Source organism: Sphaerochaeta halotolerans (assembly GCF_003429665.1).
In the GTDB taxonomy this organism is placed as follows: domain Bacteria; phylum Spirochaetota; class Spirochaetia; order Sphaerochaetales; family Sphaerochaetaceae; genus Sphaerochaeta; species Sphaerochaeta halotolerans.
This window is the reverse complement of record NZ_QUWK01000003.1, coordinates 111,916-138,290: the sequence shown is the minus strand read 5'-3', so window position 1 is coordinate 138,290 and position 26,375 is coordinate 111,916. Positions and strand designations below refer to the sequence as shown.

Below are 26,375 nucleotides of genomic sequence, written 5' to 3'. Positions count from 1 at the left end.
GATGAAAATCTCCTACAGTTGAAGCGGATTAACGAGATAGTCTCCGCGGTTTTTCAGTAAATACTTAGTACCTTCTGCAACGCAAGTAAGTGGGTTCTGGACCACTTTTACAGGAACTTGAATCCGTTCCTGAATGTACTCTTCAATCCCTCGAATCAAGGAACATCCACCAGTGAGAAGAATGCCATGCTTGTAGATATCTGCAGATAATTCAGGCGGTGTATCCTTCAGCACTCCAGTGATGAGTTTGACGATTTCATCGAATACAGGTGTCAAAACCGTCTGGACTTCCTGGGTGGAAAGCATGACCCACTTGGGAATTCCTTTCACCATATCTCTTCCTGCATACCGATTCACAACATTTTTCGCCCCAACATGCAGGTCGCCCAGTTCAATCTTCATTTTCTCGGAGGTTAGTTCACCAATTTCTACACTCTGTGTTTTCTTCACATATTTGGAGATTTCATCATCCATGAAACTTCCTGCTTTCCGTATGGTACGGGAAAGTACGATATCACCAAATGAAATAATTCCGACATCCGTAGTACCGCCTCCGATATCAACAACCATCACCCCTTTGGATTTAAAGATGTCAACACCAGCTCCCAGTGCTCCTGATTTGATTTCTTCTTCGATGAACACATCCGTGATCTTCATTTTTGCTGCAAGATCAGTCATGATGTCCCGTTCAATCTTTGTCACTTCTGACGGGCAACAAATAACACAGGTAGTCTTGGATAGATCTTTTTCTGTAAGATTCTCAATTTTCCCAAGTACATACGTCAACAACGCCTTTGCTGCGCGCATATCTGAGATAACACCATTTTTCAATGGTTTTATCACTGCAATTTTGGAGTGGACCTTTCCCAGCATTCGGTGGGCATCCTCTCCAGCCGCCACAATTTTCCCGGATTCTCTATCAAACGCAATTACTGCAGGTTCATTGAATATAATTCCTTTCTTTTCAAGGAACACCAATAAATTTGCGGTTCCGAGATCTATTCCCAACCCCAGTTTGTCATGTACCATTGTTGCACTCATGCTTATACCCTTCCTATAGTTCACTATAAAAATGCCGATTTGTCATTTTGAGCATCTTCTTACATCCATCAATTACCGCAGAGAGAGGTACCTCAGAGAGATACACCGGAATCTGGGCAATATCGATGAAATATTCCTTGATTCCAGGAATCTGCGAGCAACCACCTGTCAATAGAATCCCAGAATCAACTAAATCCCCAGCCAGCTCTGGAGGCGTTTCTTCCAGAGTAGCCAACAAGATGGACTTAATAGGATCAAAGCAATTAAGAAGAACCTCTCTGATTTCCTCAGGATGCAGGAGAATCTGCCGGGGAAGACCCGTGACTAGATCACGGCCCATAGCCTCAGTCACGACAGGGGCTCCGTCTTCATCTACCGGGAAGGGGCCTGTAAGAGAAGCAAGTGCAATCTTGATTCTTTCCGCTGTTTGATTTCCGATTTCCAGCTTATGTGTTGTTTTTACATAGTCGATTATCTGTTTATCGAAATAATCTCCAGCAATCTTGATTGATTTGGAAAGGACCACTTCCCCGAGTGACAGGATTCCGAAATCGGTTGTACCACCACCAATATCAATCACCATGTGCCCTCTTGGTGCAAAGATATCTACACCCGATCCAAGAGCACCTGCCTTTATCTCTTGTTCAATTTCAGTATTCTGGATTCCAAGTCCATGGCCGAGCTCAATAATGGCCTCTTTCTCTGTATTGGTTATTTCTGAAGGAATACAGATCAGGAGTCGACTGATTGAATCCAGGTTAGAAAGAAAAATCTTGTCCAATGTGAATAGGAGAATTTCGCGTATCAACTGAATATCAGAAATCACTCCTCCCTGCAAAGGCCTCGCAACCTCAACTTTGCTATGGGTCTTCCCATCCAGTTTTGCTGCTTCATACCCAACTGAGACTACATTACCAGTTGCCTTGTCAATTGCAATAATCGAAGGCTCATTGAAAAGTGTACCTTGCCCTTCAACATAAATGAGAAGGTTCGAGGTACCTAAATCGACACCCACTGATAAATTTGTTTTTTCCTTCATGTTTTCCCTCCAGCGGAATTACCAAAATATCAAAAGCAGAAATGCTTCTAATTCAAAACTTCAACGTCTCAGATGTTTTTTTTTGTAACCTTATCCAATGCATATCTGTTTTAAAACTCCGCTTCAGTAAATCACACACAAATTTAGCTGTCAACAAAAATATTTTTATTTTTCTTTACTACACAAAGACTTATAACATATGTCAGTGACATATATTGTGCCAAATGATGCACTGTTTGGACACTTGTCAAGACGTATATGTATACGATTTGTATTCAAATTATTATGTATTAATAGATTACCTTAATTTAATACAATGAGACATGTACAGGTAAATACGACAAATGACAAATGTCTGATTATAAAAGGAATTACAATACTTTTTGTACCATTAGCATGAAAAAAAATTCTAGGTTGTCCTTGGAGACCTTGAACACACAGAAAAATTCCGGGCATTTATAATGATGCGCGCACTAGCAGAGATGGATGAGATGTGTATTTTGATTCTTTTTACTAGTAAAGGTTGCCTGATCCATGGAATCCAGGCATTTACAAGGCAACGGGAGTAGTCGTAGATATACAACAACTCCCGTATAGAAAATAGTGGGTATACTACGCTACCATTCCAAAGACATATCCAGCCAAGGTGGAAAAGAACACCACCAAAGCAATATAGACAGCAGTCTTCTTGAATCCCAGTTCCCCGCCTATTACCAGCATGGAGGGAAGAGAGAGACTCGGACCGGCTAGCAATAATGCCAAGGCCGGGCCTTGCCCCATTCCAGCTCCCAACAGTCCTTGTACGATGGGGATTTCAGTGAGCGTCGCAAAGTACATGAATGCCCCCGAGATCGATGCAAAGAAGTTTGCAAAGAGAGAATTTCCTCCTACCAAGGAGGCAACCCATACCGTAGGAATGAGTGCTTCTTGTCCAGGTCTTCCCAGCAGGAATCCTGCAACCAATACTCCAGCGAAGAGCAAGGGAAGAATCTGGAGTGCAAAGTCCCTGGTTGCTCCACCCCACTCTTTCAGCTCATCCTTGGTGAACCATCTGATCAGGGAGTATGCCAACATCAAGGCGAACACCCCGGTAATCCAATACTTGGATTGATAGATGAAATCCCAAACGGTACTTGATCCCTGGCTTGGCGCCCAGTTCAGGAAGACCAGGATACCAATCATCGAAACCATATAGAAAGCCATTTGAGGAAGGGAACGGGCATCAGGCCCCCCCATGTTCTTGAAAAGGCGTTCATCAGCAAGCCGTTTCTCATCCTCTTTTCGGAAGATCATATGCATGAGCAAACCGATTACAAAGGCAAATACGATAGCGACAATCATTCTGGTCAAACCCATCTTCCACCCAAACACCTTGAATGAGAGGATAATTGCCAGAATGTTTATCGAGGGGCCACTGTAGAGAAAGGAAACAGCAGGACCAAGTCCGGCACCCTTCTTGTAAATGCCCTTGAAAAGAGGCAATACAGTGCAGGAACAAACAGCCAGGATAGCACCTGAAACGGAAGCAACTGAGTATGCCACCAGCTTATTCGCTTTCGGACCCAGGTATTTCATCACCGCCTGTTGGTTGAGAAAGACCACCACCGCCCCAGCAATGAACATTGCAGGAACCACACAGAGCAAGACATGCTCATGTGCATAGTCGGCAAGCATGAGGAACGCTTCCTGGATTGCCCCCACCACGCGTGGATGCGTAAAGGGAGTAAAAAAGATTGCCAGGAAAATCCCGGCTATCACCAAAAGTTTCTTGTTGGGAGTAAGTTGTTTCATCGCCATCGGAGTACCTCCTTGCAGGCAAGAAACCGCATTACAGGCTCTCCTTGATCAGTGCGAGTACTTGATTCTTATTCAACACTTTTCCCATGCTCTTCACGTCCCCGTCTATTGCGAGTGCAGGGGTCATCATGACACCCATGTTCATGATTTCGTCGAGGTCAGTCACCTTTTCAATCGTTGCTGCAATGTTTCCTTCTTCAACTGCTTTGAACGCATTTGCTTCCAATGCCTTGCATTTGGGACATCCTGTCCCGAGTATCTGAATAACCATATGTATATCTCCTATGTTTCCATTATTGGAAACTATCTTCGCAATGTCAACTAGATTCATTGACAAAGTTTCCACTTTTTGCAACATTGTAGCTATGAACCAATATGATGCTGAACAGTTTGAGGATACTGCCAAACGTTTTAAGGCACTCGGGCACCCAATGAGGCTTGCCATAGTCGAGGCTCTTTTCGCACGTTCCTATTGTGTCTGTGAACTTGCAGAACTGCTTGGAATGCACAAATCAGTCACCTCAAAACACCTCTCGGCACTAAAACAAGTGGGAATCATCGACATGCAGAGAGAGGGAGCCAGGGTCAATTGCATATTGACCATGCCCTGTGTATTGGAGATGATGCACTGCACAATGAAGACACCAGATACCGTAAAGGAATAATGCAACATGGGGAAAAAACGAATTATGTTTGTCTGTATCCATAACTCAGCAAGAAGCCAGATGTGTGAGGCTTTCGTTAAACACTATGCAAGCGACCGGTTTGAAGCACACAGCAGCGGGATTGAAGCAGGTAAGTTGAACCCTCTGGTCGTACAGGCCATGGAAGAGATCGGCATCTCCATGGAAGGTCACTATGCAAAACCTGCCCAGGAATACATTGAAAGGAACGAAACTTTTGACTATGTGGTGACTGTCTGTGATGAGAGCAATGCAGAGCGTTGTCCCATGTTCCCTGGAAAGAGTGAACGCATGCATTGGGGCTTCCCCGACCCAAGCGCCATCACTGGCAGTGATGAAGAAAAAATGGAAGGGATCAGGCTCATCCGCGATGCAATCCATACCCGAATTGTTGACTGGCTGGGTTCCTACTAGACTTTCATCGTTTCGGGTGATTCTTCCAGCCATGAGAGGAACTCCTCTGGAGGAAGAGGTTTGGAGTAGTAAAACCCTTGTACGAATGAAATCTTGGTGGATTTGACAACTTCCAACTGTTCGCTGGTCTCAATTCCTTCAGCAATAACCTCTTTCCCAAGGCGTTGCAACATCCCTGCAATAAGGGAAAGCAACTCATGGTTGTTCGTTGTGTTTGTTACCACACTTCGGTCAATCTTCACCGTATCGAAGGGAAGGTTGACCAGTGACTCCAAATTGGCATAGCCAGTTCCAAAATCGTCCAAGAAAAAGCGAACCCCCACCTCTCGCAAGGCTTCCCATGACTTTGCTACAATGGGATTGCTTGAGAGGACCATTGATTCTGTCACTTCAAACCCTATTTTTTTGGCATCGACTCCCCTCTGGCTCAAAATGTCCAACAATCTGCATGTGACATCCCAAACGGCAAGATCCTCAGCTACGATATTAATTGAAACATGGCTCAAACGTTCCTGTATTGTTGGGTGTGCCTTTAGGAACGTGCACACTTTTTGCAGCATAATCTCACTGAACATACTGATCAGGCCTGCTTGTTCTGCAAGCGGAATGAACTCCTCAGGTGAGATGATCCCCATCCGCTCATCTTGTAGTCGCATCAAGGCTTCAGCAGCAACTGGTTTGTTGCCATCTACATCCATGATCGGCTGGAAGTAGACCTGTATCATGTCTTGCTCCAACAACGCCTTTCGGAGGATTGAAAGGATATCAAGTCTTCTCTGACGCACCCCGATGAGCTTCTGGTTGAAGATGATGACCGGCTGCCTTCGCTTCTCCTTGATCTCCGTCATGGTAAAGGAGAGAGACTCAACAACCTCATCAACCGTATTTTTCTGCAAGGGAATTTCAACGATGGCAATATTCACATGAAAGGAGACCTGAGTCTCCCCAATGGTACACCCCTTTGCAGTCTTTTCTTTGATTATGTTCACTTCCCTGACCAGCTCATTGTGTGTCAACCAGGGAAACATCAGAATAAAGCGGTTGCCCCCAATACGGAACACCCCGGCTTGCTCATAGGTGGTTTTCAGGAAATCAGCAAAGGAGGACAGGATTGCATCGCCACCATCCTCTCCATATCGTTCATTGAGCAGGCGAAAGTTCTCGATATCTAGAAGCAGGATGGTCCTTCGTTGATGAGAGGCAATACCTTTTTTAAGTACTTCCATAAATGCCTGATTGTTTGGGATCCTGGTCAACCAATCCAACAACAACTCCTTCCTCTGCCAAGAAAGAAAGCTGAGCAGCAGCATGAAGGCACTGCTGAGGGAGAGCATATATGGTTGTCGGAACACCTCAAATAAAACCAAGGAGAACAACAAGAACAATGCAGTGAGTACCATGATGGCCCGTTCATGCCATTCGATATGCTTCCATCGCACCAAGGCGGCATAGAACTCTACCAGAACAAAGAGCGTACTGAGACCAAGCATGAGTGGTATCCCAGAACCTCCGATTATCAGCAGATCTGGGGAGAAAACAAACAATCGATTCAGGAATAGATCAATAAAGGAAGCGATACAGAACAACTCAAGCAAGGATCTCTGTACATGGAAGAGTACTGTATAGCTCGTTTTTGAAAGAATCCGTTTTTCAATACTGTTCATCCAAACGAATATCAACAGTGGAATAGAAACAATATGGAGAATTGTTACCAAACGAGCAATGGCTGGAGAAAATGGGAAAAGACCACGTATATGGACATGGCTGAGCAGGGCAAGGACAAGGTATCCAATATAGGCACCTGCCACCCCTGCGGCATCTACATCATGGTAATTGATCACTGAAGAGGATCCCTTCTGATTTACTACGATGGAAACGACTACTATCAGTAAGAACAACTCCATCACCACAAGTTCCATGCACCCTGCCCCCTAGAAGATCAACCATTAGTGTCTGCAGCCTGTCATCCCCAGAAAATACTGGAGGACCCGAGTATCATTCGTCAATTCCGGATGAAACGCAGTCACCAGCATCGTATCATATCTTGCTGCAACGCTGAAGCCATCATACTCTGCTAACATGTGTACATTTTTGTCCGCTCCATGAATGATTGGAGCACGGATAAACGTCATGGGAATTTCGCCAATGCCCTCGAACATGCCAATGGAGGAAAAACTCCCAAGCTGCCGTCCGAATGCATTCCTTCGGACAGTGATAGGCATGAGCGCAAAATGGGTATTGACCTCTCCCTCCAATTCACTCGCGAGCAGTATCATGCCGGCACAGGTCCCCCATACCGGCATTCCCTGAGCGATCAAATCCATGAGGGGGTAGTAGAGATCAAGCTCCCTGAGAAGCCTACCCATGACGGTACTCTCCCCACCGGGGAGGATCAAGGCATCAAACGGAGTCTGTAGATCTTGCGTGCTACGAATCTCAAGGGAAGAGACCCCCAGCTTGTTCAATGCATGAACATGCTCTACAAACCCTCCTTGCAGTGCTAATACACCAACTCTCATACGCCACGCTCAGCCATAAGAAGGGCGATTTCCTGTTCATTGATACCAATCATGGCTTCTCCCAGATTCTTTGAGAGCTCAGCCAATATCTTGGGATCCTGATAATTCGTAACGGCCTTCACAATGGCATTTGCCCGTTTCTTTGGATCTCCAGACTTGAAGATGCCCGAACCCACAAACACTCCTTCTGCTCCAAGCTGCATCATCAGTGCGGCATCAGCAGGGGTAGCTACCCCACCGGCAGCAAAGTTGACTACTGGAAGCTTTCCGCTCTCAAACACAATACGCAATAGATTGTAGGGAACCTGAAGAAGCTTTGCTTCCTCAAACAGCTCATCCTCGCGCATGGATTGAACCTTCCTCATCTGTTGCTGGATCAAACGCATATGTCGAACAGCTTGGATGATATCCCCTGTCCCGGGTTCTCCCTTGGTCCTGATCATACTCGCACCCTCGCCTATCCTACGAAGAGCTTCACCCAGGTCACGTGCTCCACAAACAAAAGGCACGGAGAATTGTTGTTTGTCGATATGATAGAGGTCATCGGCTGGGGAGAGGACCTCACTCTCATCAATAAAATCAATCTCCAAGGCTTCAAGAATCTGGGCCTCAACGATATGGCCTATGCGCACCTTTGCCATAACCGGGATGGAAACCGCTTCCTGGATCTGTTGGATCAGGATTGGGTCACTCATACGAGAAACTCCCCCGGCTGCACGGATATCGGCAGGGATTCTTTCAAGTGCCATAACAGCACAGGCACCTGCATCCTCTGCTATTCTTGCTTGTTCCGGTGAGGTAACATCCATGATGACCCCTCCCTTGAGCATCTGCGCAAGATTCTTGTTCAATTCAATTCGTTCACTCATATTGCACCTCCCAGCATTGTGCTTTTCGTTGTTCCGCCCTAGTATAGGAGGTATCTGATAGTACAAAAAGTTCCAGTTTGTGAATTTTTTATGGTACCAGATTATGGAGGGATATGTACCAGATTAATCTACAGCTACAAAGCGGTGCTCCCCAGACATTGACAGAGCAACTCTACCAATATCTCAAGGAATCGCTCATCAAGGGAACTTTCAAAACACACGAGAAGCTTCCTTCCAAACGAAACCTTGCCCAGGGGTTGCAGTGCAGCATCAATACCGTACAGGCAGCGTACAACCAACTGGCTGATGAAGGCTATCTCCAGACGAGGGAAAAGAGTGGGTACTATGTTGCCGACCTAGGCGGCATCCTCAAGCTGGAACCAAAACAGAGTAAGGAACCAGATAGGGGACAGTCAGAGGAATCTTATCGCTACAACTTCTCCCCCCAGGGTGTCGACCACCAACGATTTCCTTTCTCGCTCTGGAGAAGATTGAGCCATCAGGTCATTACATCAGAGGATACTGAACTGCTTTCAATCAGTGACCCAAAAGGTATTCCTGAACTACGTTCCAGCATTGCCCGATATCTCAGATCCAGCAGAGGTGTACATTGCACAGATCAACAGATCATCATCAGTAGTGGTACAGAGTTTTTGATGCAACTGCTCATCCAGTTGCTGAGTGAAAATACTGTCTACGCCATCGAGAACCCTGGCTATGAGAAACTCAATCTACTGTTCAAGAGCAATCGGGTACACTATGTTTCACTGCCTTTGGATGAGCACGGGATTGAGGTAGCTTCACTACAAGCCAGTGATGCAGACGTTCTTTCCATCACACCAAGCCACCAGTTTCCAACTGGTCGTATCATGCCGGTCACACGAAGACTCCAGCTCTTGCAATGGGCAAACGAGAAGTCCGGACGATACATCCTGGAAGATGATTATGATAGTGAATTCCGCTATGGGGGAAAACCAATCCCATCCCTGCAAGGTCTCGATGGACAGGGCAAGGTCATCTATCTTGGTGCTTTCAGCAAATCACTCTCCCCTGCATTGAGAATCAGTTACATGGTTCTTCCCGAAGTGCTTATGGAACACTATGAATCGGACCTCAGTTTCTATTTTTGTCCTGTTCCCCTCATTGAACAGAAAATACTGCATACATTCATTGAGAGAGGACACTTCGAACGCCATCTCAACCGAATGCGTAACCTATACAGACAGAAACGGGAAATCCTTGTCACTTGTATCTCATCATTGCTACCCTTCGCCGAAATTACCGGAGATTCAGCAGGATTGCATCTCTTACTTCACATTCACAATGGCATGAAAGAGGAGGAACTCATACGTCGTGCAAACCAAGCTCAGGTGCAGGTATACGGACTTTCCCGGTACTATTCACAGCTTCCCGAGAAAAAAGGCACTGCATCAATTCTGCTTGGATTTGCTACAGTGGAAATGGATGAGATACCCAAAGCAGTATCTCTGCTGCAGAAAGCATGGAGTGACTGAATTTTGAGCTTCACAATGTAATACCAGCTTCCTTGCTGTTTCTATTGACCCGTTTTCTTCTTGCTCTCCGTTCCTTACATTGCACCAGAAGCAAGGGATCCCAAGAAGATGGCTCCGGTAAACCGCTCTGTTTACCTAATACCTGTTTCATAACATGCTCCAGACTTCGTTTAAAACGGCTATACCTAAGCAGGGGATCTTTTGTCCAGAATGATTCTGCCCCTGCCAAGAGCCGCGGGTAGAGATGAGCTTCCCGCTTTTCTCTAGTGTCGAGGTATTCTGTCCAGAGCAACAATTCTGCACCCACTACCTTTTTATTCCGTTTCGTATCTTTTTGAACTGTTTTACCATACCGATATACCCTGGAGAGAGGGACCAAAGCATAGGACATATCGAGATAGGAATGGAAGTAATCACTCTTTATGACCTGACGGTCACTATGGGTCCTCCTGTGTTTTCCAAGAAGAGGATTCCAAACTTGTGTAATGATTGTGGAATCATATGAAGCATCAACATAATCGCTCCAAAGTATTGTGGATTTGCCTTTCTCTCTTGCATAGGAAGCAATCTCATTACAGAACCATCCAAGCAATGCTTTTTCATCCCTACATCCCAACTCTTGCATACGATGTTGGCAATCAGGGCAGGTCTCCCACCGATCTAAAGGAATCTCATCACCTCCAAGATGGATATAGGGCGATGGGAAAAGCAAACATAAGGTGTCGACCACCTTTTTGGCAAAAACAATGGTTTCTGATTTTCCAACACAAAGAATATCCCGAAATATCCCCTCTCCTGTAGGTATCGTAAAAGGTCCGCCTGTGCAACTCAGATTAGGATATGCACTCAAGGCAGCAATCATGTGCCCAGGCATATCTACCTCGGGGACCACCATGATATTTCTGTTTTCTGCATAGGATACCACGTAGCTGATTTCCTCTTTTGAATAGTACCCGTGTTTCTCGCTCAACAAAGCAGGGTATCCATCCACAGGGAATCTCCATCCTTGGTCATCACTGACATGCCAGTGTAAAACATTTAATTTATACAGAGCCATGGTGTCAATGATTCCCAGCAACTCCTCCAGTGGGCAGAAAGAACGGGCGACATCCAACATAAGACCTCTCCAAGAGAGAGCTGGGTAATCAGAAATCTTGCAGCACTGTAGCGTTTTATTGGACTTTGCCAGTTGGATATATGTCTGAAGACCTGTGAAGATTCCCCTCCATGAACCAGAGGCCAATGTACACCCCACTGGAGTTACCTCCAACAGATATCCCTCTTCATCAAGTACATCATTCTTCTCGTTAACAAGCAAAACCGGATTATTCGATTCATCTCCAAGGACCACTTCCATACCCAGAGCTCCCCTTATATACTCCTGAAAAAATGGTGCACGTTCGGGAAAACAGGAGTCCTGAAAGGCAATCGTCAGGACTTCTGGGAAAATAAAGCTTCCTTTCAAGAGTCTTATTCCGTTTGATGGATAGGGGAGAAAAGATTTCTGATGATTCATATGGACAACACTATTCCTTTGTAGACCCAGCAGCAAAACCCTGGGCAATCTTATCTTTGAAAATCATGTAGAAAATGATCATAGGTACGGTACCAATTACCAAAGCGGCAAATTGCAATCCATAGTCCCTGCTCATCCCCCCTGCAAAACTGTTGATTCCAACAGGAAGTGAGCGGATCATCATATCGCTGGTCAGGGTCAAGACCAGAATAAATTCATTCCAATTTCCCAAGAACGTGTAGATGAACATGGTCGATAAGATAGGAGTAGCCACTGGAATAATAATTTTTACAAATACTTCCAGAAAAGTTGCTCCATCAATGATGGCTGACTCCTGCATTGAGTCAGGGATACCCTTCACGTAAGTGGTGGCAAGAAACACCTGAAAAGGAAGGCCAAAGGCAATATAGGGCAGAATTACTCCCAGTCGTGTATTGGAAATCCCTAACTTGGTTTCCATGATGAAGAGAGGAACAATGACCGAATGCACCGTAATGAGTAAGCCAAGGGTGTAGAATCCATAGATAATTCTACCAGAACGATATTGGAACTTTGAGAGTGCATAGCCACTACTCATGGCAAGCCCCACTGTTACAAAGGTTGCACTCAAGGAGTACACAATACTGTTGAGGAAATAAATACCCAAGTGGCCTTGCGTCCAAGAGAGAATAAAGTTCTCTATGTAGAAGGTAAACGGTGGGGCTAAAGGCTGGCGAACGATCAATGCATGAGGCTTGAAAGCGCTAAGAATCATCCACACGAGGGGTACCACCGTCAATAGTGTGAATGTAATCATTAGTACATATGCCAATATTTTCCCAATGGTTACTGATCTTTTCATGTTGCTCCCCTATTCGAATCGTCGTTCGAGTCTTCGGCTGAAGTATTGCAACAGCATAATCAAACCAACAGCAAGCAAGACGATGATGATTGAAGCAGCGCTACCGAACCCGTACTTGTAATACTTGAATGTATTCACATACATGTAGATTGCTATCACTTCTGTAAAATGTGCAGGACCTCCACCAGTCATGGCATAGATTAGATCAAAGGCCTTCAAGCTACCTGAAATAGCAAATATTGCAGTGGTGGCAATGGTCCCGATCATCGAGGGGAGAATAATACGCATCAACATTTGGTTTTCACTTGCCCCGTCAATCTGGGCTGCCTCCAACACTGAAGGTGTCATTTTTTGTAGGTTTGCATAATAAATGATCATATATGTTCCTGTATGCATCCAGAGTAACACGAAAAGAATTGGTACGATGGCAAGTTGCTGATCCTCGAAGATTCGGATCACATACTGAGGATTGTCGGTAAACGATCGAACCAGGGCTACAACCATTCCCGATGATGAAAATATTTGGTTCCAGAGTAGCGCAACCACAACCGGGGAAATGGTGATAGGCAGGAAAATCATCGTCTGGAAAAAATTACCATGACGAACCATACTTCTGTGAAGCAGGTATGCCAAAAGAAACCCTAACGGTATCTGTCCAAAGACTGAAATAACAACAATGAGAAGATTGTTTCTTAGTGAATGAAGAAACACAGGGTCAGAAATGATTGTTCGATAATTCTCCAACCCCGCAAAGGTCGGCATTCCATACCCATTCCAGGTGGTGAAACTCAAAGAGAAACTGAAGAGCACGGGGAATATGATGATTGAAGCAAACACCAAAATTCCTGGTAGCACCAGAATCCAGTAACTCATATGTTTTTGTTGTGCATACGTCATGGGATTTCACCTTCCTATCAGAACAGCGCTTCCCCCTGAGGGGAAGCGTTGCAATCACTTATTAACGACCTACAGAAGAGACCATTCTCTCCAGGTCCTGCGCAACTTCCATTGGGCTCATCGTATCAAACATCATATTCTGAAGATTGATATTGAACGTTCCAATTGGTTCGGCTGCAATGACTGAGTCCATGACATATCCCATCGGGACCTTTCCAGCAAATGCAATCAGTTTCTTGATCATGGGATCTGCATCCTCAGGTTCATCAAGATTGTAGGCTGGAAGACGACCATACTGTTGGCGAATGGCAGACCCTTCAGGTCCAGAGTAGAACCAGATCCACTTCCATGCTGCCTCAGCTTCCTTCTCATTAAGCTTTGCATTCATGCCAAAGCCTTGTCCTGCTGTCGCAGAAACAGAAAGGCTCTGTCCCTTCTGGTTGGGAATATCGGGGAATGATTCAAGACTCATATACGTCTTTTGCTCATCAGTGAGCTCACCCACCATACTATTCACTGTCCATCCACCATCAAGGAGATACACAGCACGCTCATTGACAAAATCATCCAATCCCTGTCCATAGGCTAGTTGGTTGGTTCCAGGAGAGAACATCTGCTTGTCGTTCAGCTCCTTGATGATTTCCATGGCATATACGAACTCAGGATCATCATAGCTTGCTTCACCGCTGAGAGCCTTGTCCCACCACTCCATGCCACAGGCTCGTTCAACCAGCATACCGGCAACACAGGACTGCATTGGCCAAGCATCTTTGTTGGCAATAGAGATGGGTATTAAACCGGCTTTGCGGATAACCGGTCCTTGCGTGAGCAACTCTTCATATGACTTGGGATATTCCAATCCAAGTTCTGCAAGCAACCGGTTATTTGTGTACATAATCGAGGTGATGGAGATATCCTCAGGCAGTTCCCAGATTTCTCCGTTCTCCCCCTGTGCTTGCATTGCCATATCAGCAAATTCATCTTCATGACCAGAGAGATATGGACGAAGGTCCTTCACCAATCCAGCTGATGTCACCTGGCTGGTTCTTTCCCCAGGATACAGCAAGACTATATCCGGCAGCTGCCCACTCATAGCCATGGTCTGTAACTTGTCGTGAAAAGATTCTCCGTACCCATACTCAAAACTGAGCTTGATATCGGGGTTAGCTGCTTCAAAGACATCCACCAGATGTTGGAAATTTGGTGCAGTAGTCTTATCCGTTTGATCTAGGTAGTGATATACAGAGAGTTCAATCACTCCATCCGCTGCCGATTCCTTTGTTCCTGCCGCTATAAGCAGCGAGGGAATCAAGAAAGACACGAAAGCCAAAATCAACAATCGTTTCATTTTCATACAGGACCTCCATTTTTTTCACCCCCATAGCGAGGATGTTTCCGTTAAGACAACAAGTGAAAGAGGGGAACAGCTTGTTTGGCGCTGTTCTCATTGAGTGGCTCCAAATTCATCAATACCTTATCGAGAACCAGGGCTGCAGCACCGAAGGAGACTGCATCATACCCCAATGACGAAAACTGAATTTGGCAATTCCCATCACTCTGGATTAGTGAGTTTGCTTTCAATTCTTTTCTAAGCATGTCAGGCATGAACGAAGCAAACGGTTCTATAGTTCCCCCGATGAACACATGCCCGATATCCAATGTATTGATGAGAAATGCCAAATTTTGGCATATTTCCTGGATATAGTTGTGTAGAGCCTCTCCATCTTCGCTCACAGAAACACCATCTGGAATCTGTACCTGCTGCAAGGAGGTTGCTTCCCTATTGCATACACTTTTAAATTCTCCCGCTTGGCTACTACTCCCACGATAGATTTTACCATCAAAACCAAAACCCAAGCCGATAGTAGGTTGGGGAGATGCTGTCTGTACTTCATAGCGTTTCCAGAACTCTATAAGCACGAACAAAAAATTCTTGAGCTTCTGCTTTCTCTGGAATACCACCTCTCCCCATGCACCACAGTTAGCATCATTTTCCAGAATGACAGGAAAGGGGAAATGTGAAGCAATCTCTTTCTGGAAATCAAAAGGTTGCTGGAAATCGAGAGAGACAGAGCGGTAGATTATTTGATTCTCTGCATCAATCACCCCAGAGAATCCGATGCCTATCCCCAAAAGATGTCTCTGCATTCCTTCAAGGCTTTTGCAAAGGGATTCGATCAAGTCACATACTTCCAATCTAAAGGTCTTGGCAGTAAATCCCTTCGGCTTAGTTTGTGAAAAGAGCACCTTACCTTCCAAATCTATGGAGAGAGCTGTATAGGAATCAGAGCGAATCTCTATCCCGATGACATGAAAGTATGCTTTATTGAGGGTGAGACCTATTGCTCTCCTCCCCCCTTTCGGACTCGCTTCAAGAACTTCATTTTCTATCACAATCCCGAGTGATATCAAATCATTTACGATATTTGAAATGGAAGATTTGGTAAGTCCAAGCCGTATGGCAAGATCGGCACGACTAAGTTGATCTTCAATCCAGAGACGATGAATTATCCGTGAGGAGTTTATAAGTCGTGATCTTCTTGGTTCAGACAAGGGGATTCTCCTAGTTTGTTCGCTTTTGTACTAACCTAGATACAGTATACCCTCCTTACATTTCACGTCAAGAAGAATAACAACTCTATTAATTACAAAGTTTTATATGTAACTTGGACTAACATAGGCATATTATTTCTCTGTCTGTATTACTCGAACAGATTTTCAAATAGCCGGTGGGCATCGTTTCTCGCAACCAACGCAATAGCATCAGTCGCATCCAGCGGCTTACTAAAGAGAAACCCTTGAGCCTTGTCACAGTTGTTGCGCTTCAGATAGTCAAACTGTCTCTGATGTTCGATACCCTCTGCTACCACATTGTGACCCAATTTGTGGGCCATAGAAATAATGTCCCCGGTGATTGCTTGATCATCAGAGAGAAAAAGCAGTTTATCTATGAATGATTTGTCAATCTTCAATTCATCGACATAGAGCTCCCGCTCCCTTGAAAGGGAGGAATATCCACTGCCGAAATCATCAACCGATATCTTGACTCCTTTGGATCGCAAGGTCTTCAGAACCCGGTTAATTTCTTGAAAGTTCGAGGCAAAGATGGATTCAGTAAGCTCCAAGCAGATACAGGAAGGGTTCACATCCATTGAATGCATCAAGCGAATGACATGCTCAGCAAAACCTTCTTTAATCACCTGAAGGGCAGAGATATTAATGGAGACCGTACAGTCCATCACATGCTGATCTTCCAGTTGCTTCAAAAACTGGAATGCCTGTCGAATAATGAGATTACCCAAGGGAATGATGAGTTTTGTTTTCTCGGCAATTGGAATGAACTGCAATGGTGGAATCATCTCCATATCTTTGCACTTCAATCGCGCCAACGCCTCGAAACCACAGATACGCCTTGTGCGCATGTCAACAATCGGTTGGTATTGCAGGAACAACGATTCCTGATTCCTCCCTGACACAATACTTGCCAAGATTTCAGTAAGTTTTGCTTCCCAAAGAATCTCAGTTTCCATACTCTCATCAAAGAAACAAAGCTTTGCCTCCCCGTCATAGAGCGCAACGGAACGCTGGGAAGCTACCAAGAGATTTCTGAGTAATTGGTCAATGGCATCCTGATTGGAATCATTGATTTCCAGAACTCCCAGCCCATAGGGAATCCTTTCCAAAACCAATAGGTGCTCCAAGGTACTTTCAATCTTCTTGCAAAGCATGAGAAGATTCTGCCTTTCATGGTAAGACCTAAGATAGAACACAAGTTGATACTCATGCGTAATACTTAGCACGACAAGTTTGTTGCAGAGGATAAGCAATCCCTCTGCAACCTTCTTCATGATGTCTTGGCTATATTGGTAGCCATAGGCCATACTTTTCGCATTCAAGGCCCCTAAGTTAATTGAGACAAGCGCTCGTTTTGTACTTTTTTTTGCTTTGATATCCTGAAGCAACAACTGCTCAAGGTACCGTCGGTTATAGAGTCCGGTCCATAGATCATGGGCATCACGAAAGGCAAGGTTCTGCTCCATCTGTTTTCTGTTAGTAATATCGAGAATGATTCCTTCCAAGGCTTCAACATCACCACCATCCGTATATACAGCTTGTCCCATCTCCCATACCCACTTGCGAGTTCCTTGAGCAGTGAGAATTTCATATTCAAGCACAAAGGGCTTGTTTTCTTGAACTGCCCATGACCACTCGCTAAAGATCTTTTGTCGATAGGAAATTACAATGATATCGTTGTATGATATATCTCGGTTGTGTATCAGCTGGTCAGGAGTATAGCCCGTTAAGGATTCACATCCTGCAGAGACGAAAAGCATCGTCCAATGGGTATCATAGAGGCATCGATACGCCATTCCAGGCAAGTGTGAGAGCAGCGCAGACTTACTGCGTTCACTCTCGGCAAGCAATCTTTCAGCTTCTTTTCTTTTGGTGATATCTTGAAAGAGGCTGATATGAGCAAAGAGCCGGCTGTCCCTTGCTTGCAGCGGAGCAACCGTCATTTCAACCCAGACAATGGAACCATCGGGACGGATGAATCGCTTTTCCAGAGTATAGCTTTCCAATTCCCCACGCTTCAACCGCTTGAAATATTCCAACTCTCGAGGAAGATCGTCAGGATGGGTAATCGCCGTCCACCCAATTCTGAGTATTTCCTCCATGCTCCTGCCTGTAATTTTCTCATACATGGGATTACCAACGAACCGTTCCTTACCAGGCTCCACCCCGAGATCAACGCGGTAAGAAATGGAAATTCCAATGGGAGCTTGGTAGAAGATTGCATTAAACAGATGAGCCTTTTCCAATACGTTCTGCTGCTCTGAATATGAATCCTGTTTCACAACCTCCAGTTCGAGAAGGCCTCTTAATTGTTTTTCTTGTATTGGCTTATTTAGGACTGTAATGAGGTCTAGGTCAAAGACTCTCTTTTTCTGTTGGAGTAGCTGTTTTTCACCGAGTACGATAATTCTGAGAGGTTCTTGCTGGTACCTGTAGACCAATGTGTGGAGCAATTGAAGGCTCTGCAGATATGAGCGTTCAATATCGATCAACACCATATCGATCGAAGCGTGCATTTCCATCAAGTGAAGCGCCTCACTGCTATTTCCAGCTGTGAGCACCTGCATGTTTCCCGCTACATTCCTTACCACGGAAAGATCTTTTTGGTTTAATTGGACGGCGAGCAGTTGTGCCAACAAATAATATCTCCCTTTTCTCAATTCCTTATCGTCATCCTAGAGGGCAAAGAACCAATCTACAACAAAAAGATTCAACAAAGAATGGTTGACTGGTCAAAACAATAGGAGACGGGAAGAACCATGAGCGAAAGGATGTCCTCACGCTTCAAAGGAATTCCGCCCGCTTCAAGGTTGGTGAGCAACTCTTTTGCAAGGTCAGCTGAAGCTAATGGGGCAAAGATCACCAACTGCTCCCCTTCCATCTCGCTTCTACTGTGCAAGAATCCGGTAAAAAGGCTGAATTCGCTCTCAAGACTTCGATCCATGCTTTTGGCATCGAACACGGAGGCTTTTGTGATTCCGACACTCTGCATTGCCAGAAACACATCCTCCTTATAATCCAGTTGGGAGAGCACCATAAGCAATAGATTCATTATTTCCTCCTAGATACGCTCATTTGTTTCGCCCGCCTTGCGCAGTGCCAACCGTGTCAGTAGGGGGCCTACGACCTCAGTTATGATTGTGGTAAACAATAGTACATTGATGATTAGGCTCGCCAAATGCTGCCCTGTTTCTCCAAAAGCTGGGGAAGAGAATGTCTTGTTGATTGCCAAGGCAAGAGCCAAGGCAACTCCAACCTGTGGCAGGAGTGAAAAACCAATTAAAAACCGGACTTTCTTCGGCGCACGCCCAATCAAAGCCCCGAGGGTTGCCCCCCCAATCTTTCCGATGCTTCTTGCTACAAAGTAGAAGAGCCCAAGCAATCCAATCTGGGTAATCAAGGAGACATCCAAGTGAGCGCCACCAAGGATAAAGAAGGCAACCAGAAACACAGGGCTGAACGAGGAGACTACCGTTTCGCTTTTCTTGCTTAACACTGCTGAACTATTTACAATAGTCATTCCGAAAGCCATAATTGCCAGCAATTCAGACACCCCAAGTAGCTCACATACTCCAAGCAGCAGAAACAGGAATGTAGCAAGCAGCAACATCACCCAATCGTTATTTCTCTTTCCACGCAGTAATAGGATGTAGAGGACCGCAGATACCGCACCGAGTCCAAGAGCAATTACAACCGAGAGCAAGGCCGACGCAACCATAGGGCCGATAGCAAGGGAACTGCCAAGCAAGTTGGAACTGACAAAACTCTCTACAAAAACATAGATGATGAGAGCAAAGGCATCGTCAATGCCCACCACTGCCAAGATGGTCGAAGTCAACACGCCTTTTGCCTTGTACTGTTTTATGACAGCAACTGTTGCAGCAGGAGCCGTGGCCGATGCCACAGATCCGAGTAAAAGCGCAGTATTGAGATCGGTCTTGAACACATAAAACAAGCCAAAGAAAACGACAAGGAAAGCCCCAATGCTTTCGAATGTCACGATGGTTAAGATGCTCCTTCCCAGCCGTTTGATTACATCAAGCTTCAGCTCAATTCCAATCGTGAATGCTATCAAGGCCAGAGCAATGGAGGAGAGGGGGGCCAACATATCCAATACTTCAGGGGAAAGGAGATTAACCAAGGAGCCACCTAGCACGACACCCAAAAGGACATAGCCGGTAACTTCAGGAATTTTCAGGGCTGTAGTGAGTACTTTACTTCCATATCCAGCTGCAAAAATTGCCGCAAGATAGAGAAACAGATGGAACTCCATAATGCAATCCTACAAATCGGCAAATGCATCGAGCACAGCCTGGGGAGTCTTGGCAGCCATGAGTGCTTTCCTGCGTTCTGGGTTTTTGATTACCAAGGTAATCTTGGAAAGAATCATCAGATAATCTGACTGTCGGTCAGATGGACCTCCGATCATGAAAACCAGACGTACCGGTTTCTTATCCAAGGAATCCCATGGGACATCCTTCTCAAGGACTGCAGCGAGCACAAAGAACTCTTTGATGCCATCCATCTTTGCATGAGGAATGGCAACCTGGAGACCAATACCTGTGCTCATTATGGTCTCTCGCTCAAGAATTGCATCAACGAAGGCCTTTTCACTGGATACATATCCGCTTTCAGCAGCTTTTTTCGCCATGGTGGTAAGTATCTGGTCTTTATGTGTTTCTTTGAGGAACAAAATAGAAGTTTCATTAAGATAATCGAGTATACGCATAGACATCTCTCCTACGTCTAGCAAAGCATAGAAGCTTCCAGAAGGTTTGTAAAGTGAAGGGTAAACCTCCTCGGGGCAAGCCCCGATGTATCGCACTAGGTCATTCGCGTTCAAGCGTGAGATACAATTGCTTATATTCATCTTTCTTCTTGCCTTAATGCTTCACATACTCCGCTATTACGTTCTCGCTTGTTACCATAGCTCTCAATAGCCTTGCATGTATGGCAAGATGAAGCCCCGTTCTGCTTGCAAGAACTACAGCGATGGAATAGAGTACTAGGCCATATGGCAACGCATACCAAGCTGATGACAAGCGGGTCAATCCAAAGAAACCTTATCGCTTTTGCCCTCCCTATTTTCCTTGGGAACTTGTTTCAGCAGCTTTATCACACAACTGATACCTTGGTGGTGGGAAACCTTGTGGGCAAGGAGGCTTTGGCAGCCATTACCTCCATCACCAGCCTTATTATGCTCCTGGTAGGGCTTTTTCAAGGTATTTTCGTAGGTGCAGGGGTGGTCATCTCCACAGCGTTCGGGAAAGGAGACCTGGAAGGAGTCAGGAAAGCTGTCCATACCACTGTCGCGCTCAGTGTATTTACCAGTGCCCTGCTTACCGCCTTGGGATACTTCTTTGCTCCGGTAGTCCTTCACTGGATGCAGACCCCAGAAAGTGTGTTCATCGACGCACAAACCTACCTCCGCATCTTCTTCTTAGGCATCTCCACATTGATCTTCTACAACACTGCTAGCGGAATTCTCCAGGCAGTGGGAGACAGTAGGCATCCACTCTATTTCCTTATCATCGCTGCAATAATCAACATTGCCCTCGACCTATTTTTTGTCGGTGTATTAGGAATGGGAATAGAGGGAACCGCTTTTGCTACCATCATTGCGCAAGGAGTGAGTGCTACACTCAGTTTCCGTTTGTTGCTGACTACTCCCTCGGTAGTCCGTGTACATATTCCCTCCATACGAATTCACAAAGGCTTCCTCAAGCAGATTCTTACCTTCGGTATCCCTTCCGGTATCCAGAATTCGGTGACCAGCTTTGCAAATGTCATTCTTCAATCCTCAATCAATCTCTTCGGAGCTTCAGCCATGGCAGGAAATGGTGCATTCATGCGTATTCAAGGCTTTGCATTCATCCCCATAACGGCTTTTGCCCTGGCTCTCACCACCTTCACCGGGCAAAATCTGGGAGCACAAGAATATGAGCGAGTGAAAAGAGGGGCACGCTTTGGGGCGCTTTTCTCCATGATTCTTGCTGAGACCATAGGACTTGGCATGTTTCTGGGAGCGGAACCCTTGATGAGGCTGTTCAGCCAAGACCCTGAAGTCATTGCAGTGGGAGTCTCGAAGGCCAACATCTCGAGTCTCTTCCTCTGGGCTCTTGCACTCAGCCATGCAATGAGCGGTATTTATCGCGGTGCAGGAAAGGCAATCGTCCCCATGGCAGTCATGCTTGCAATCTGGTGCATCTTCCGAATCATTTTTATTTCAATCGGACTTCAGCTCTTCATGGATATCAGGGTTATCTTCTGGGCATATCCAGTTACCTGGTCGCTCAGCTCCATTATCTTTGTCATCTATTACTTTAGGGTCGACTGGATGCACCAAACAGCGTAGACTTACAGCTGAAAGGAGAAACTGACATGGATACAATCACCAAGCGATTGGCACAAATTCGGTGTATTCCGATGGTCAAACAGGGAGGAGAGGACCAAGCAGATGCCTTGATCAAGGCACTGCGTGCAAGTGATCTACGCGTGGCAAACATCTCTCAACAGATGGCAGGGGGGCTTGCTTTGCTACGTCGTCTGGCCCAAGAGGAGGATCTTATCATCGGAGGAGGCAATGTCCAGACGCTTCAAGAAGCAAAAGCAGCTTTGGAAGCAGGGGCTGCCTTCATATTCTCTCCTCTTTTCAACGAGCAGATGGTGGAGTATTGCCAGCAAGTTGGGAAACCCATCTATGCGGTTACCACCCAAGCAGCAGTAGCGAAGGCTTGGAATCTCAAAACACTGGGTTGTTTTCCTGTGGAAGAGTTGGGTGGGTTACCATTCATCAATGCAATGGGAGAACAAGAAGGTCTCAATTTTATCGTTGCAGGCCATATCAATGAGGAGATGACCGCTACCTACCTTGAAAATCCACACGTGCTTGCAATGACGGGAAGCTGGATGCTCAAGGAGACAGACTGGGAAGCAACCACAGCTGCTCTTAAACGCGCAAAGAAATTCTCACTCCCCTCAGCGTAATAACGCCTCTTGCTGAGAGTGTGTGTTGATTACTAATCCTTTGGAGTCTAAAAACAACACACCCATGCCCTTGCGGAGAACACGTGGTAGTTTTTCAGTGACCGTCAGAACGTGAGTGGTATATTTGTCTCCATAGATATGACAACGGTCGCTGAGCTCTCCAAGTACCGTAGTTGTCGCACACACCACCTCTCCAATGACAGCATTTGCTCTCTCCATAACAATTCCTCCTGCTCAAGTATTGCAAAGAAGAACTGTCCGAGCCATTGCGAAAGAGGAATGAAAGGTATCAATACCCCAGGGCAAGCCCTGGACTCATGAGGCGTTGCCTCCTTTTCCGCCCCAAGGGACGGGGTATCTCACCTTGCTTTCCCGGCACTCGCTCAAGAGAGGAACCATCAGGCTTATTCCTTTCCTCTCGCTCCATTGGGGAATCAGAGTCCCAACTCTTGCAGTTTTTGGCCTATCGCATTCACAGTTGTTTCAAGAATATATTCCCCATAGGCTGCACTTGAAAGCCTTGGGTCCTCTCCTTTTACCCCAAGTGGCCACGTATCCTGTTCCAATTTTGAGAGGTCCACCAACCCAGGGTGGAGAGCCATCATGGTAGAAGTTTCACACCGACCCGCATGATCACTCAGGGCTGGATACGATTCTGGTGAAAAATCATTGATGGAAGAGAGAAGAATGATGTCGTACTGCTTTTCCCATTGACTGGCCAACTCTGCCCATGCCTTCCTTGAAGGACCATGACCATCGGCGATCAGGCAGATGAAACCTGCCCGCTTGGCTTGGGCGACAAGTGCTTCAAGCATCTGGAGAAACAATCCCTTGGAGACCCAATAGCAACTGCCTGGCAGCCTCTGATGGGGTTTTGTAGCCTCACTTGCATCCATCCCGATCAGACTCCTTCCCTCGCCAGCGTCTGCAATTCTGTCTGGACCCAGATAGAATGGAGGGAACACGATACCTCCAAAACGCTGAGCGGCCCTGATAAACAATCCTTCTGCTTGGAGTGCATCAGCACCCAGAACATTCTGCAGCCCATGCCATTCAAGGGTTCCGAGGGGAATATATCCTACAGGGTGCTCAGTCAACCTCTGTACAAACTGGGAAACACTGAGATAAGCATATTGTACATGCGGATCCATCAGATTACCTCCGTCCTTGTTTCATCTTTCTCTTGGTATCATACATGCTGTTGTCTGCTGCCACATAAGTGTTGAAAAGATTCCCAGAACAAGACTCGCACCATGACCATCCAATTGCCAGGGAGAGAGGAATAGTTCTGTTCTTGTTGGAAAGCTTTATCTGGCTCTCAAGGGGGGAGAGAGCCCGCTCTACTTCCAGAGAATCCTCTTTAGTGATGATAACACCAAACTCATCACCACCGATGCGATATACCCTCCCTACGCCTCGAAAACAACGTTCCAACAGCCTGCTGGTATGCACCAATAGTTCATCCCCACTTATATGACCATACGTGTCATTGGCCATCTTCAATGCATTGACGTCACAGACTACGATGGTTGCCGGCCCCTTACTCGATCGTTGCAGATCTGAGAGGTCCCGCATAAACGTAGCTCGGTTCCTGAGTCCTGTGAGCACATCAAATGCATAATATTGCTCTTGGGAGAAGAGGTAGAACAACAACAAAGAAAGCGCAATACCAGGCCAGAGTGTAAGAATCGGGGGAAACGCTATCTGAATACCTGCTCCCACAATCGGGGTTACCAAGATTAAGAGCAAGAGGGGACGGTCTGAAGCTTCGTAGCCATGCAATGTCTTGGTAAGATACACGATACACAACCCATAGTAAAACAACATAGTGAGCGTTGCCAGTGGGAAGAGCGGCCCCCTGCTGTAGATATTCATGGAGTCTACAAAGAAATACCAACCAGTGAAATAGCTGAGAATACTTACAATTGCATGGAAGGAGAACGGCAAGTAGAACCACACGCTTCTCTGCTGGTATTCTGTGTTGGAGATGTACTTAAACAGGAAATAACAAATCATGGGGGAAAGCCCAAATCCGAGTACATTGGCAATACGATGGGGAGCTATCTGGGAGGAAATTCCGACATCATCTACCTGATAGGCAAACAACTCTGTACCAATGACAATCAGGAGGATGACAGCAGAGAGAATATACCAACGGTTAATCGGCTTGCTCCGCAGACTATGGGAAGCCAAAGCTATGGTAAAAATCAGAAGCACCACCGATAGTACATCCAACTCAAGTGTCGCATTCATAGGCCCTCTCTTGCATCTATGATGCCATAGCACCTCCTATTTGCCTAGGGTGGACCTTGCATCAAAAGCAGTACTTTCGTACCATCAAAGATACGATGAACCCACCACTGCCAGAATACCCAGCCCTAACTCATGCCCTGCTCCTTCAGCAGCTACTCCTTACAAACAGAGTAGTAGATTTTGAAGGGGAGGGGAAAGTACCCATTGATGGGTTCTTCTTCCCAGGGGGCGGGGCTATGTTCGGGGTTCTCGTCGCCCTCGGCCAACATGGCAATGAGGTACTACTCAAAGCATTCTCAGGCAGCTGCATGGGTCACCTGAATCTACCCGGGTGGGTCACCCACTTGGTCGATGAAGAAGCCTACACACGATATCTTGGTCTGTTTGACGTACCGATAAAGGAGCTGGGAATACGTGCTGAGGCAGCACATACTGAAGAGGAACGCCGTGGGCTGCTTGCGAGACGCTCTGAACTCTCCCGAAAGGCTTTGTCCCACTATCGGGAACTCTACAACATAGCCACGATTGATGGACGAAACATCCGTTTGGAATCGATTTTCCCCGGGGGAAAAGTACCTACAGGAAGTGGCGATTGTTGTGCCATCAAGCTACTTCAGTATGCTCTTACCCATCATCTGCATCCCATAAGCATGGCAGAGTTCTTCTTTGGAGCTCCCACAAAGGACAGCAGGAGAAGCCATCTTAGTTTCTATGGCCCTTGTGATGAAAAATGCAAGCCCATACTCCACGCAATGCTTACCTTGGATATCGTCTACCAAGATTCACATATCATCATCGTAAACAAGGATGCAGGGTTGCTTTCAGTGCCAGGAAGAGGCCCTCAGAAGCGTGACAGTGTAGAAACTCGTCTCAGATTGCTTATGCCAGACCTTCCCCTGCAGTGTGCAGTGCATAGACTGGACATGGATACCTCCGGGTTGCTCATCCTTGCAAAAACCAAGGAAGCACATAAAAGGATGAACAAGCAGTTTAGTGAAAAACAGGTAAGCAAGAGCTATGTAGCACTACTGGAGGGTGTCGTTACACAAGAAAAAGGCAAGATTGAGCTTCCTTTCCGTCTTGATGTCAATCATCGCCCTCATCAGATGTATGATGCGCAGCAGGGGAAATGGGGAACGACGCTCTTCCAGAGAATCCGGGTGGAACGAAGGGCTGATGGGTCGCTGGTGACCAGGATGTACTTTTTCCCATTAACTGGACGAACCCACCAGCTTAGGCTGCATAGCGCACATGAAAAAGGCCTTGGGCATCCCATCAAAGGGGACCGGTTGTACGGACACGGGATGCAAGACCGCCTCTACCTACATGCAAAGGCACTTTCCTTTCATCATCCAATAACCGGAGAATGGATGGAGTTCAGTACAGATGACCCTTTTTAATACTTCCGTGTACTCTTAAGGTGTTGTATAG

General features: G+C 46.1%; 26 protein-coding genes. 6 read left to right on the top strand and 20 right to left on the bottom strand.

Annotation, left to right across the window (positions count from 1 at the left end; genetic code table 11):
• Window positions 1–12: 12 nt before the first annotated feature.
• From DYP60_RS03765 to DYP60_RS03750, 4 genes are all read right to left on the bottom strand, one after another.
• Window positions 13–1,041, bottom strand: a complete 1,029-nt coding sequence (locus DYP60_RS03765; protein WP_117329550.1) for a rod shape-determining protein — start codon at window positions 1,039–1,041, stop codon at window positions 13–15.
• Window positions 1,042–1,054: 13 nt separating this feature from the next.
• Window positions 1,055–2,080, bottom strand: coding sequence for a rod shape-determining protein (gene mreB / locus DYP60_RS03760; RefSeq protein ID WP_117329549.1), 1,026 nt, complete (start codon window positions 2,078–2,080; stop codon window positions 1,055–1,057).
• 612 nt (window positions 2,081–2,692) lie between these two features.
• Entirely contained in the window at window positions 2,693–3,877 is a 1,185-nt protein-coding gene (locus DYP60_RS03755) for a permease (protein ID WP_117329548.1), read from the bottom strand.
• A 31-nt stretch (window positions 3,878–3,908) separates the two neighbouring features.
• The gene (locus tag DYP60_RS03750) at window positions 3,909–4,148 is read right to left on the bottom strand and encodes a thioredoxin family protein (protein ID WP_117329547.1); all 240 of its coding nucleotides are present in this window, start codon (window positions 4,146–4,148) and stop codon (window positions 3,909–3,911) included.
• Window positions 4,149–4,242: 94 nt separating this feature from the next.
• On the opposite strand from DYP60_RS03750, the gene DYP60_RS03745 reads away from it, so the two are divergent.
• Window positions 4,243–4,542, top strand: coding sequence for an ArsR/SmtB family transcription factor (locus tag DYP60_RS03745; protein ID WP_117329665.1), 300 nt, complete (start codon window positions 4,243–4,245; stop codon window positions 4,540–4,542).
• A 6-nt stretch (window positions 4,543–4,548) separates the two neighbouring features.
• On the top strand, window positions 4,549–4,974 hold the full coding sequence (locus tag DYP60_RS03740) for an arsenate reductase ArsC (RefSeq protein ID WP_117329546.1): 426 nt from the start codon (window positions 4,549–4,551) through the stop codon (window positions 4,972–4,974).
• Here DYP60_RS03740 and DYP60_RS03735 read toward each other — a convergent pair.
• Genes DYP60_RS03735 through pdxS form a run of 3 tightly spaced genes read right to left on the bottom strand, consistent with a single transcriptional unit; the run spans window position 4,971 to window position 8,362 of the window.
• On the bottom strand, window positions 4,971–6,893 hold the full coding sequence (locus DYP60_RS03735) for a bifunctional diguanylate cyclase/phosphodiesterase (protein WP_117329545.1): 1,923 nt from the start codon (window positions 6,891–6,893) through the stop codon (window positions 4,971–4,973). The two genes, DYP60_RS03740 and DYP60_RS03735, sit on opposite strands and share 4 nt — an antisense overlap.
• Before the next feature lie 27 nt (window positions 6,894–6,920).
• Complete coding sequence (gene pdxT / locus DYP60_RS03730; RefSeq protein ID WP_117329544.1) at window positions 6,921–7,493, bottom strand: pyridoxal 5'-phosphate synthase glutaminase subunit PdxT; 573 nt, start codon at window positions 7,491–7,493, stop codon at window positions 6,921–6,923.
• Window positions 7,490–8,362 carry a pyridoxal 5'-phosphate synthase lyase subunit PdxS gene (gene pdxS / locus DYP60_RS03725; RefSeq protein ID WP_117329543.1) on the bottom strand — a complete coding sequence of 291 codons (873 nt, stop codon included), beginning with the start codon at window positions 8,360–8,362 and terminating at the stop codon, window positions 7,490–7,492. The genes pdxT and pdxS overlap by 4 nt, the downstream gene beginning before the upstream one ends.
• Window positions 8,363–8,475: 113 nt before the next feature.
• Between pdxS and pdxR the strand changes: the two genes are divergently transcribed.
• Window positions 8,476–9,876, top strand: coding sequence for a MocR-like pyridoxine biosynthesis transcription factor PdxR (gene pdxR / locus DYP60_RS03720; protein ID WP_117329542.1), 1,401 nt, complete (start codon window positions 8,476–8,478; stop codon window positions 9,874–9,876).
• Window positions 9,877–9,886: 10 nt separating this feature from the next.
• On the opposite strand, the gene DYP60_RS03715 is transcribed toward pdxR, so the two are convergent.
• From DYP60_RS03715 to DYP60_RS03675, 9 genes are all read right to left on the bottom strand, one after another.
• A complete protein-coding gene (locus tag DYP60_RS03715) occupies window positions 9,887–11,392 on the bottom strand; it encodes a beta-N-acetylhexosaminidase (protein ID WP_117329541.1) in 1,506 nt (501 codons plus the stop codon).
• Between the two features lie 10 nt (window positions 11,393–11,402).
• Window positions 11,403–12,233 carry a carbohydrate ABC transporter permease gene (locus DYP60_RS03710; RefSeq protein WP_117329540.1) on the bottom strand — a complete coding sequence of 277 codons (831 nt, stop codon included), beginning with the start codon at window positions 12,231–12,233 and terminating at the stop codon, window positions 11,403–11,405.
• A 9-nt stretch (window positions 12,234–12,242) separates the two neighbouring features.
• Window positions 12,243–13,130 carry a carbohydrate ABC transporter permease gene (locus DYP60_RS03705; protein ID WP_117329539.1) on the bottom strand — a complete coding sequence of 296 codons (888 nt, stop codon included), beginning with the start codon at window positions 13,128–13,130 and terminating at the stop codon, window positions 12,243–12,245.
• 61 nt (window positions 13,131–13,191) lie between these two features.
• Window positions 13,192–14,484, bottom strand: coding sequence for an ABC transporter substrate-binding protein (locus DYP60_RS03700; protein WP_117329538.1), 1,293 nt, complete (start codon window positions 14,482–14,484; stop codon window positions 13,192–13,194).
• Window positions 14,485–14,528: 44 nt separating this feature from the next.
• Window positions 14,529–15,683: an ROK family transcriptional regulator gene (locus DYP60_RS03695; protein WP_117329537.1), complete on the bottom strand. Its 1,155-nt coding sequence runs from the start codon at window positions 15,681–15,683 to the stop codon at window positions 14,529–14,531.
• Between the two features lie 149 nt (window positions 15,684–15,832).
• Entirely contained in the window at window positions 15,833–18,343 is a 2,511-nt protein-coding gene (locus tag DYP60_RS03690) for an EAL domain-containing protein (RefSeq protein WP_117329536.1), read from the bottom strand.
• A gap of 71 nt (window positions 18,344–18,414) precedes the next feature.
• Complete coding sequence (locus tag DYP60_RS03685; RefSeq protein ID WP_117329535.1) at window positions 18,415–18,756, bottom strand: hypothetical protein; 342 nt, start codon at window positions 18,754–18,756, stop codon at window positions 18,415–18,417.
• Between the two features lie 9 nt (window positions 18,757–18,765).
• Window positions 18,766–19,977, bottom strand: coding sequence for a cation:proton antiporter (locus tag DYP60_RS03680; RefSeq protein ID WP_117329534.1), 1,212 nt, complete (start codon window positions 19,975–19,977; stop codon window positions 18,766–18,768).
• A 9-nt stretch (window positions 19,978–19,986) separates the two neighbouring features.
• Window positions 19,987–20,433, bottom strand: coding sequence for a PTS sugar transporter subunit IIA (locus tag DYP60_RS03675; RefSeq protein ID WP_117329533.1), 447 nt, complete (start codon window positions 20,431–20,433; stop codon window positions 19,987–19,989).
• Window positions 20,434–20,718: 285 nt separating this feature from the next.
• Between DYP60_RS03675 and DYP60_RS03670 the strand changes: the two genes are divergently transcribed.
• Window positions 20,719–22,059, top strand: a complete 1,341-nt coding sequence (locus DYP60_RS03670; RefSeq protein ID WP_117329532.1) for an MATE family efflux transporter — start codon at window positions 20,719–20,721, stop codon at window positions 22,057–22,059.
• Window positions 22,060–22,085: 26 nt separating this feature from the next.
• Window positions 22,086–22,691, top strand: a complete 606-nt coding sequence (locus tag DYP60_RS03665; RefSeq protein WP_117329531.1) for a beta/alpha barrel domain-containing protein — start codon at window positions 22,086–22,088, stop codon at window positions 22,689–22,691.
• On the opposite strand, the gene DYP60_RS03660 is transcribed toward DYP60_RS03665, so the two are convergent.
• The 4 genes from DYP60_RS03660 to DYP60_RS03650 form a co-directional block, all read right to left on the bottom strand.
• The gene (locus DYP60_RS03660; RefSeq protein ID WP_117329530.1) at window positions 22,683–22,910 is read right to left on the bottom strand and encodes a hypothetical protein; all 228 of its coding nucleotides are present in this window, start codon (window positions 22,908–22,910) and stop codon (window positions 22,683–22,685) included. The genes DYP60_RS03665 and DYP60_RS03660 overlap by 9 nt on opposite strands.
• A gap of 70 nt (window positions 22,911–22,980) precedes the next feature.
• The gene (locus tag DYP60_RS14125; protein WP_165849486.1) at window positions 22,981–23,118 is read right to left on the bottom strand and encodes a hypothetical protein; all 138 of its coding nucleotides are present in this window, start codon (window positions 23,116–23,118) and stop codon (window positions 22,981–22,983) included.
• 7 nt (window positions 23,119–23,125) lie between these two features.
• Window positions 23,126–23,842: a creatininase family protein gene (locus DYP60_RS03655; protein ID WP_117329529.1), complete on the bottom strand. Its 717-nt coding sequence runs from the start codon at window positions 23,840–23,842 to the stop codon at window positions 23,126–23,128.
• Between the two features lie 4 nt (window positions 23,843–23,846).
• On the bottom strand, window positions 23,847–24,944 hold the full coding sequence (locus DYP60_RS03650) for a GGDEF domain-containing protein (RefSeq protein WP_117329528.1): 1,098 nt from the start codon (window positions 24,942–24,944) through the stop codon (window positions 23,847–23,849).
• A gap of 95 nt (window positions 24,945–25,039) precedes the next feature.
• Here DYP60_RS03650 and DYP60_RS03645 point away from each other — a divergent pair, with 95 nt between their 5' ends.
• Window positions 25,040–26,344, top strand: a complete 1,305-nt coding sequence (locus DYP60_RS03645; RefSeq protein WP_117329527.1) for an RluA family pseudouridine synthase — start codon at window positions 25,040–25,042, stop codon at window positions 26,342–26,344.
• Window positions 26,345–26,375 lie beyond the last annotated feature (31 nt).

Bases quoted from the DNA above. Each gene is read 5' to 3' on its own strand.
- DYP60_RS03765 (WP_117329550.1), bottom strand. From the start codon at position 1,041: ATGAGTGCAACAATGGTACATGACAAACTGGGGTTGGGAATAGATCTC.
- mreB (WP_117329549.1), bottom strand. From the start codon at position 2,080: ATGAAGGAAAAAACAAATTTATCAGTGGGTGTCGATTTAGGTACCTCG.
- DYP60_RS03755 (WP_117329548.1), bottom strand. From the start codon at position 3,877: ATGGCGATGAAACAACTTACTCCCAACAAGAAACTTTTGGTGATAGCC.
- DYP60_RS03750 (WP_117329547.1), bottom strand. From the start codon at position 4,148: ATGGTTATTCAGATACTCGGGACAGGATGTCCCAAATGCAAGGCATTG.
- DYP60_RS03745 (WP_117329665.1), top strand. From the start codon at position 4,243: ATGAACCAATATGATGCTGAACAGTTTGAGGATACTGCCAAACGTTTT.
- DYP60_RS03740 (WP_117329546.1), top strand. From the start codon at position 4,549: ATGGGGAAAAAACGAATTATGTTTGTCTGTATCCATAACTCAGCAAGA.
- DYP60_RS03735 (WP_117329545.1), bottom strand. From the start codon at position 6,893: ATGGAACTTGTGGTGATGGAGTTGTTCTTACTGATAGTAGTCGTTTCC.
- pdxT (WP_117329544.1), bottom strand. From the start codon at position 7,493: ATGAGAGTTGGTGTATTAGCACTGCAAGGAGGGTTTGTAGAGCATGTT.
- pdxS (WP_117329543.1), bottom strand. From the start codon at position 8,362: ATGAGTGAACGAATTGAATTGAACAAGAATCTTGCGCAGATGCTCAAG.
- pdxR (WP_117329542.1), top strand. From the start codon at position 8,476: ATGTACCAGATTAATCTACAGCTACAAAGCGGTGCTCCCCAGACATTG.
- DYP60_RS03715 (WP_117329541.1), bottom strand. From the start codon at position 11,392: ATGAATCATCAGAAATCTTTTCTCCCCTATCCATCAAACGGAATAAGA.
- DYP60_RS03710 (WP_117329540.1), bottom strand. From the start codon at position 12,233: ATGAAAAGATCAGTAACCATTGGGAAAATATTGGCATATGTACTAATG.
- DYP60_RS03705 (WP_117329539.1), bottom strand. From the start codon at position 13,130: ATGACGTATGCACAACAAAAACATATGAGTTACTGGATTCTGGTGCTA.
- DYP60_RS03700 (WP_117329538.1), bottom strand. From the start codon at position 14,484: ATGAAAATGAAACGATTGTTGATTTTGGCTTTCGTGTCTTTCTTGATT.
- DYP60_RS03685 (WP_117329535.1), bottom strand. From the start codon at position 18,756: ATGAATCTATTGCTTATGGTGCTCTCCCAACTGGATTATAAGGAGGAT.
- DYP60_RS03680 (WP_117329534.1), bottom strand. From the start codon at position 19,977: ATGGAGTTCCATCTGTTTCTCTATCTTGCGGCAATTTTTGCAGCTGGA.
- DYP60_RS03675 (WP_117329533.1), bottom strand. From the start codon at position 20,433: ATGCGTATACTCGATTATCTTAATGAAACTTCTATTTTGTTCCTCAAA.
- DYP60_RS03670 (WP_117329532.1), top strand. From the start codon at position 20,719: ATGGCAACGCATACCAAGCTGATGACAAGCGGGTCAATCCAAAGAAAC.
- DYP60_RS03665 (WP_117329531.1), top strand. From the start codon at position 22,086: ATGGATACAATCACCAAGCGATTGGCACAAATTCGGTGTATTCCGATG.
- DYP60_RS03660 (WP_117329530.1), bottom strand. From the start codon at position 22,910: ATGGAGAGAGCAAATGCTGTCATTGGAGAGGTGGTGTGTGCGACAACT.
- DYP60_RS14125 (WP_165849486.1), bottom strand. From the start codon at position 23,118: ATGGAGCGAGAGGAAAGGAATAAGCCTGATGGTTCCTCTCTTGAGCGA.
- DYP60_RS03655 (WP_117329529.1), bottom strand. From the start codon at position 23,842: ATGGATCCGCATGTACAATATGCTTATCTCAGTGTTTCCCAGTTTGTA.
- DYP60_RS03650 (WP_117329528.1), bottom strand. From the start codon at position 24,944: ATGAATGCGACACTTGAGTTGGATGTACTATCGGTGGTGCTTCTGATT.
- DYP60_RS03645 (WP_117329527.1), top strand. From the start codon at position 25,040: ATGAACCCACCACTGCCAGAATACCCAGCCCTAACTCATGCCCTGCTC.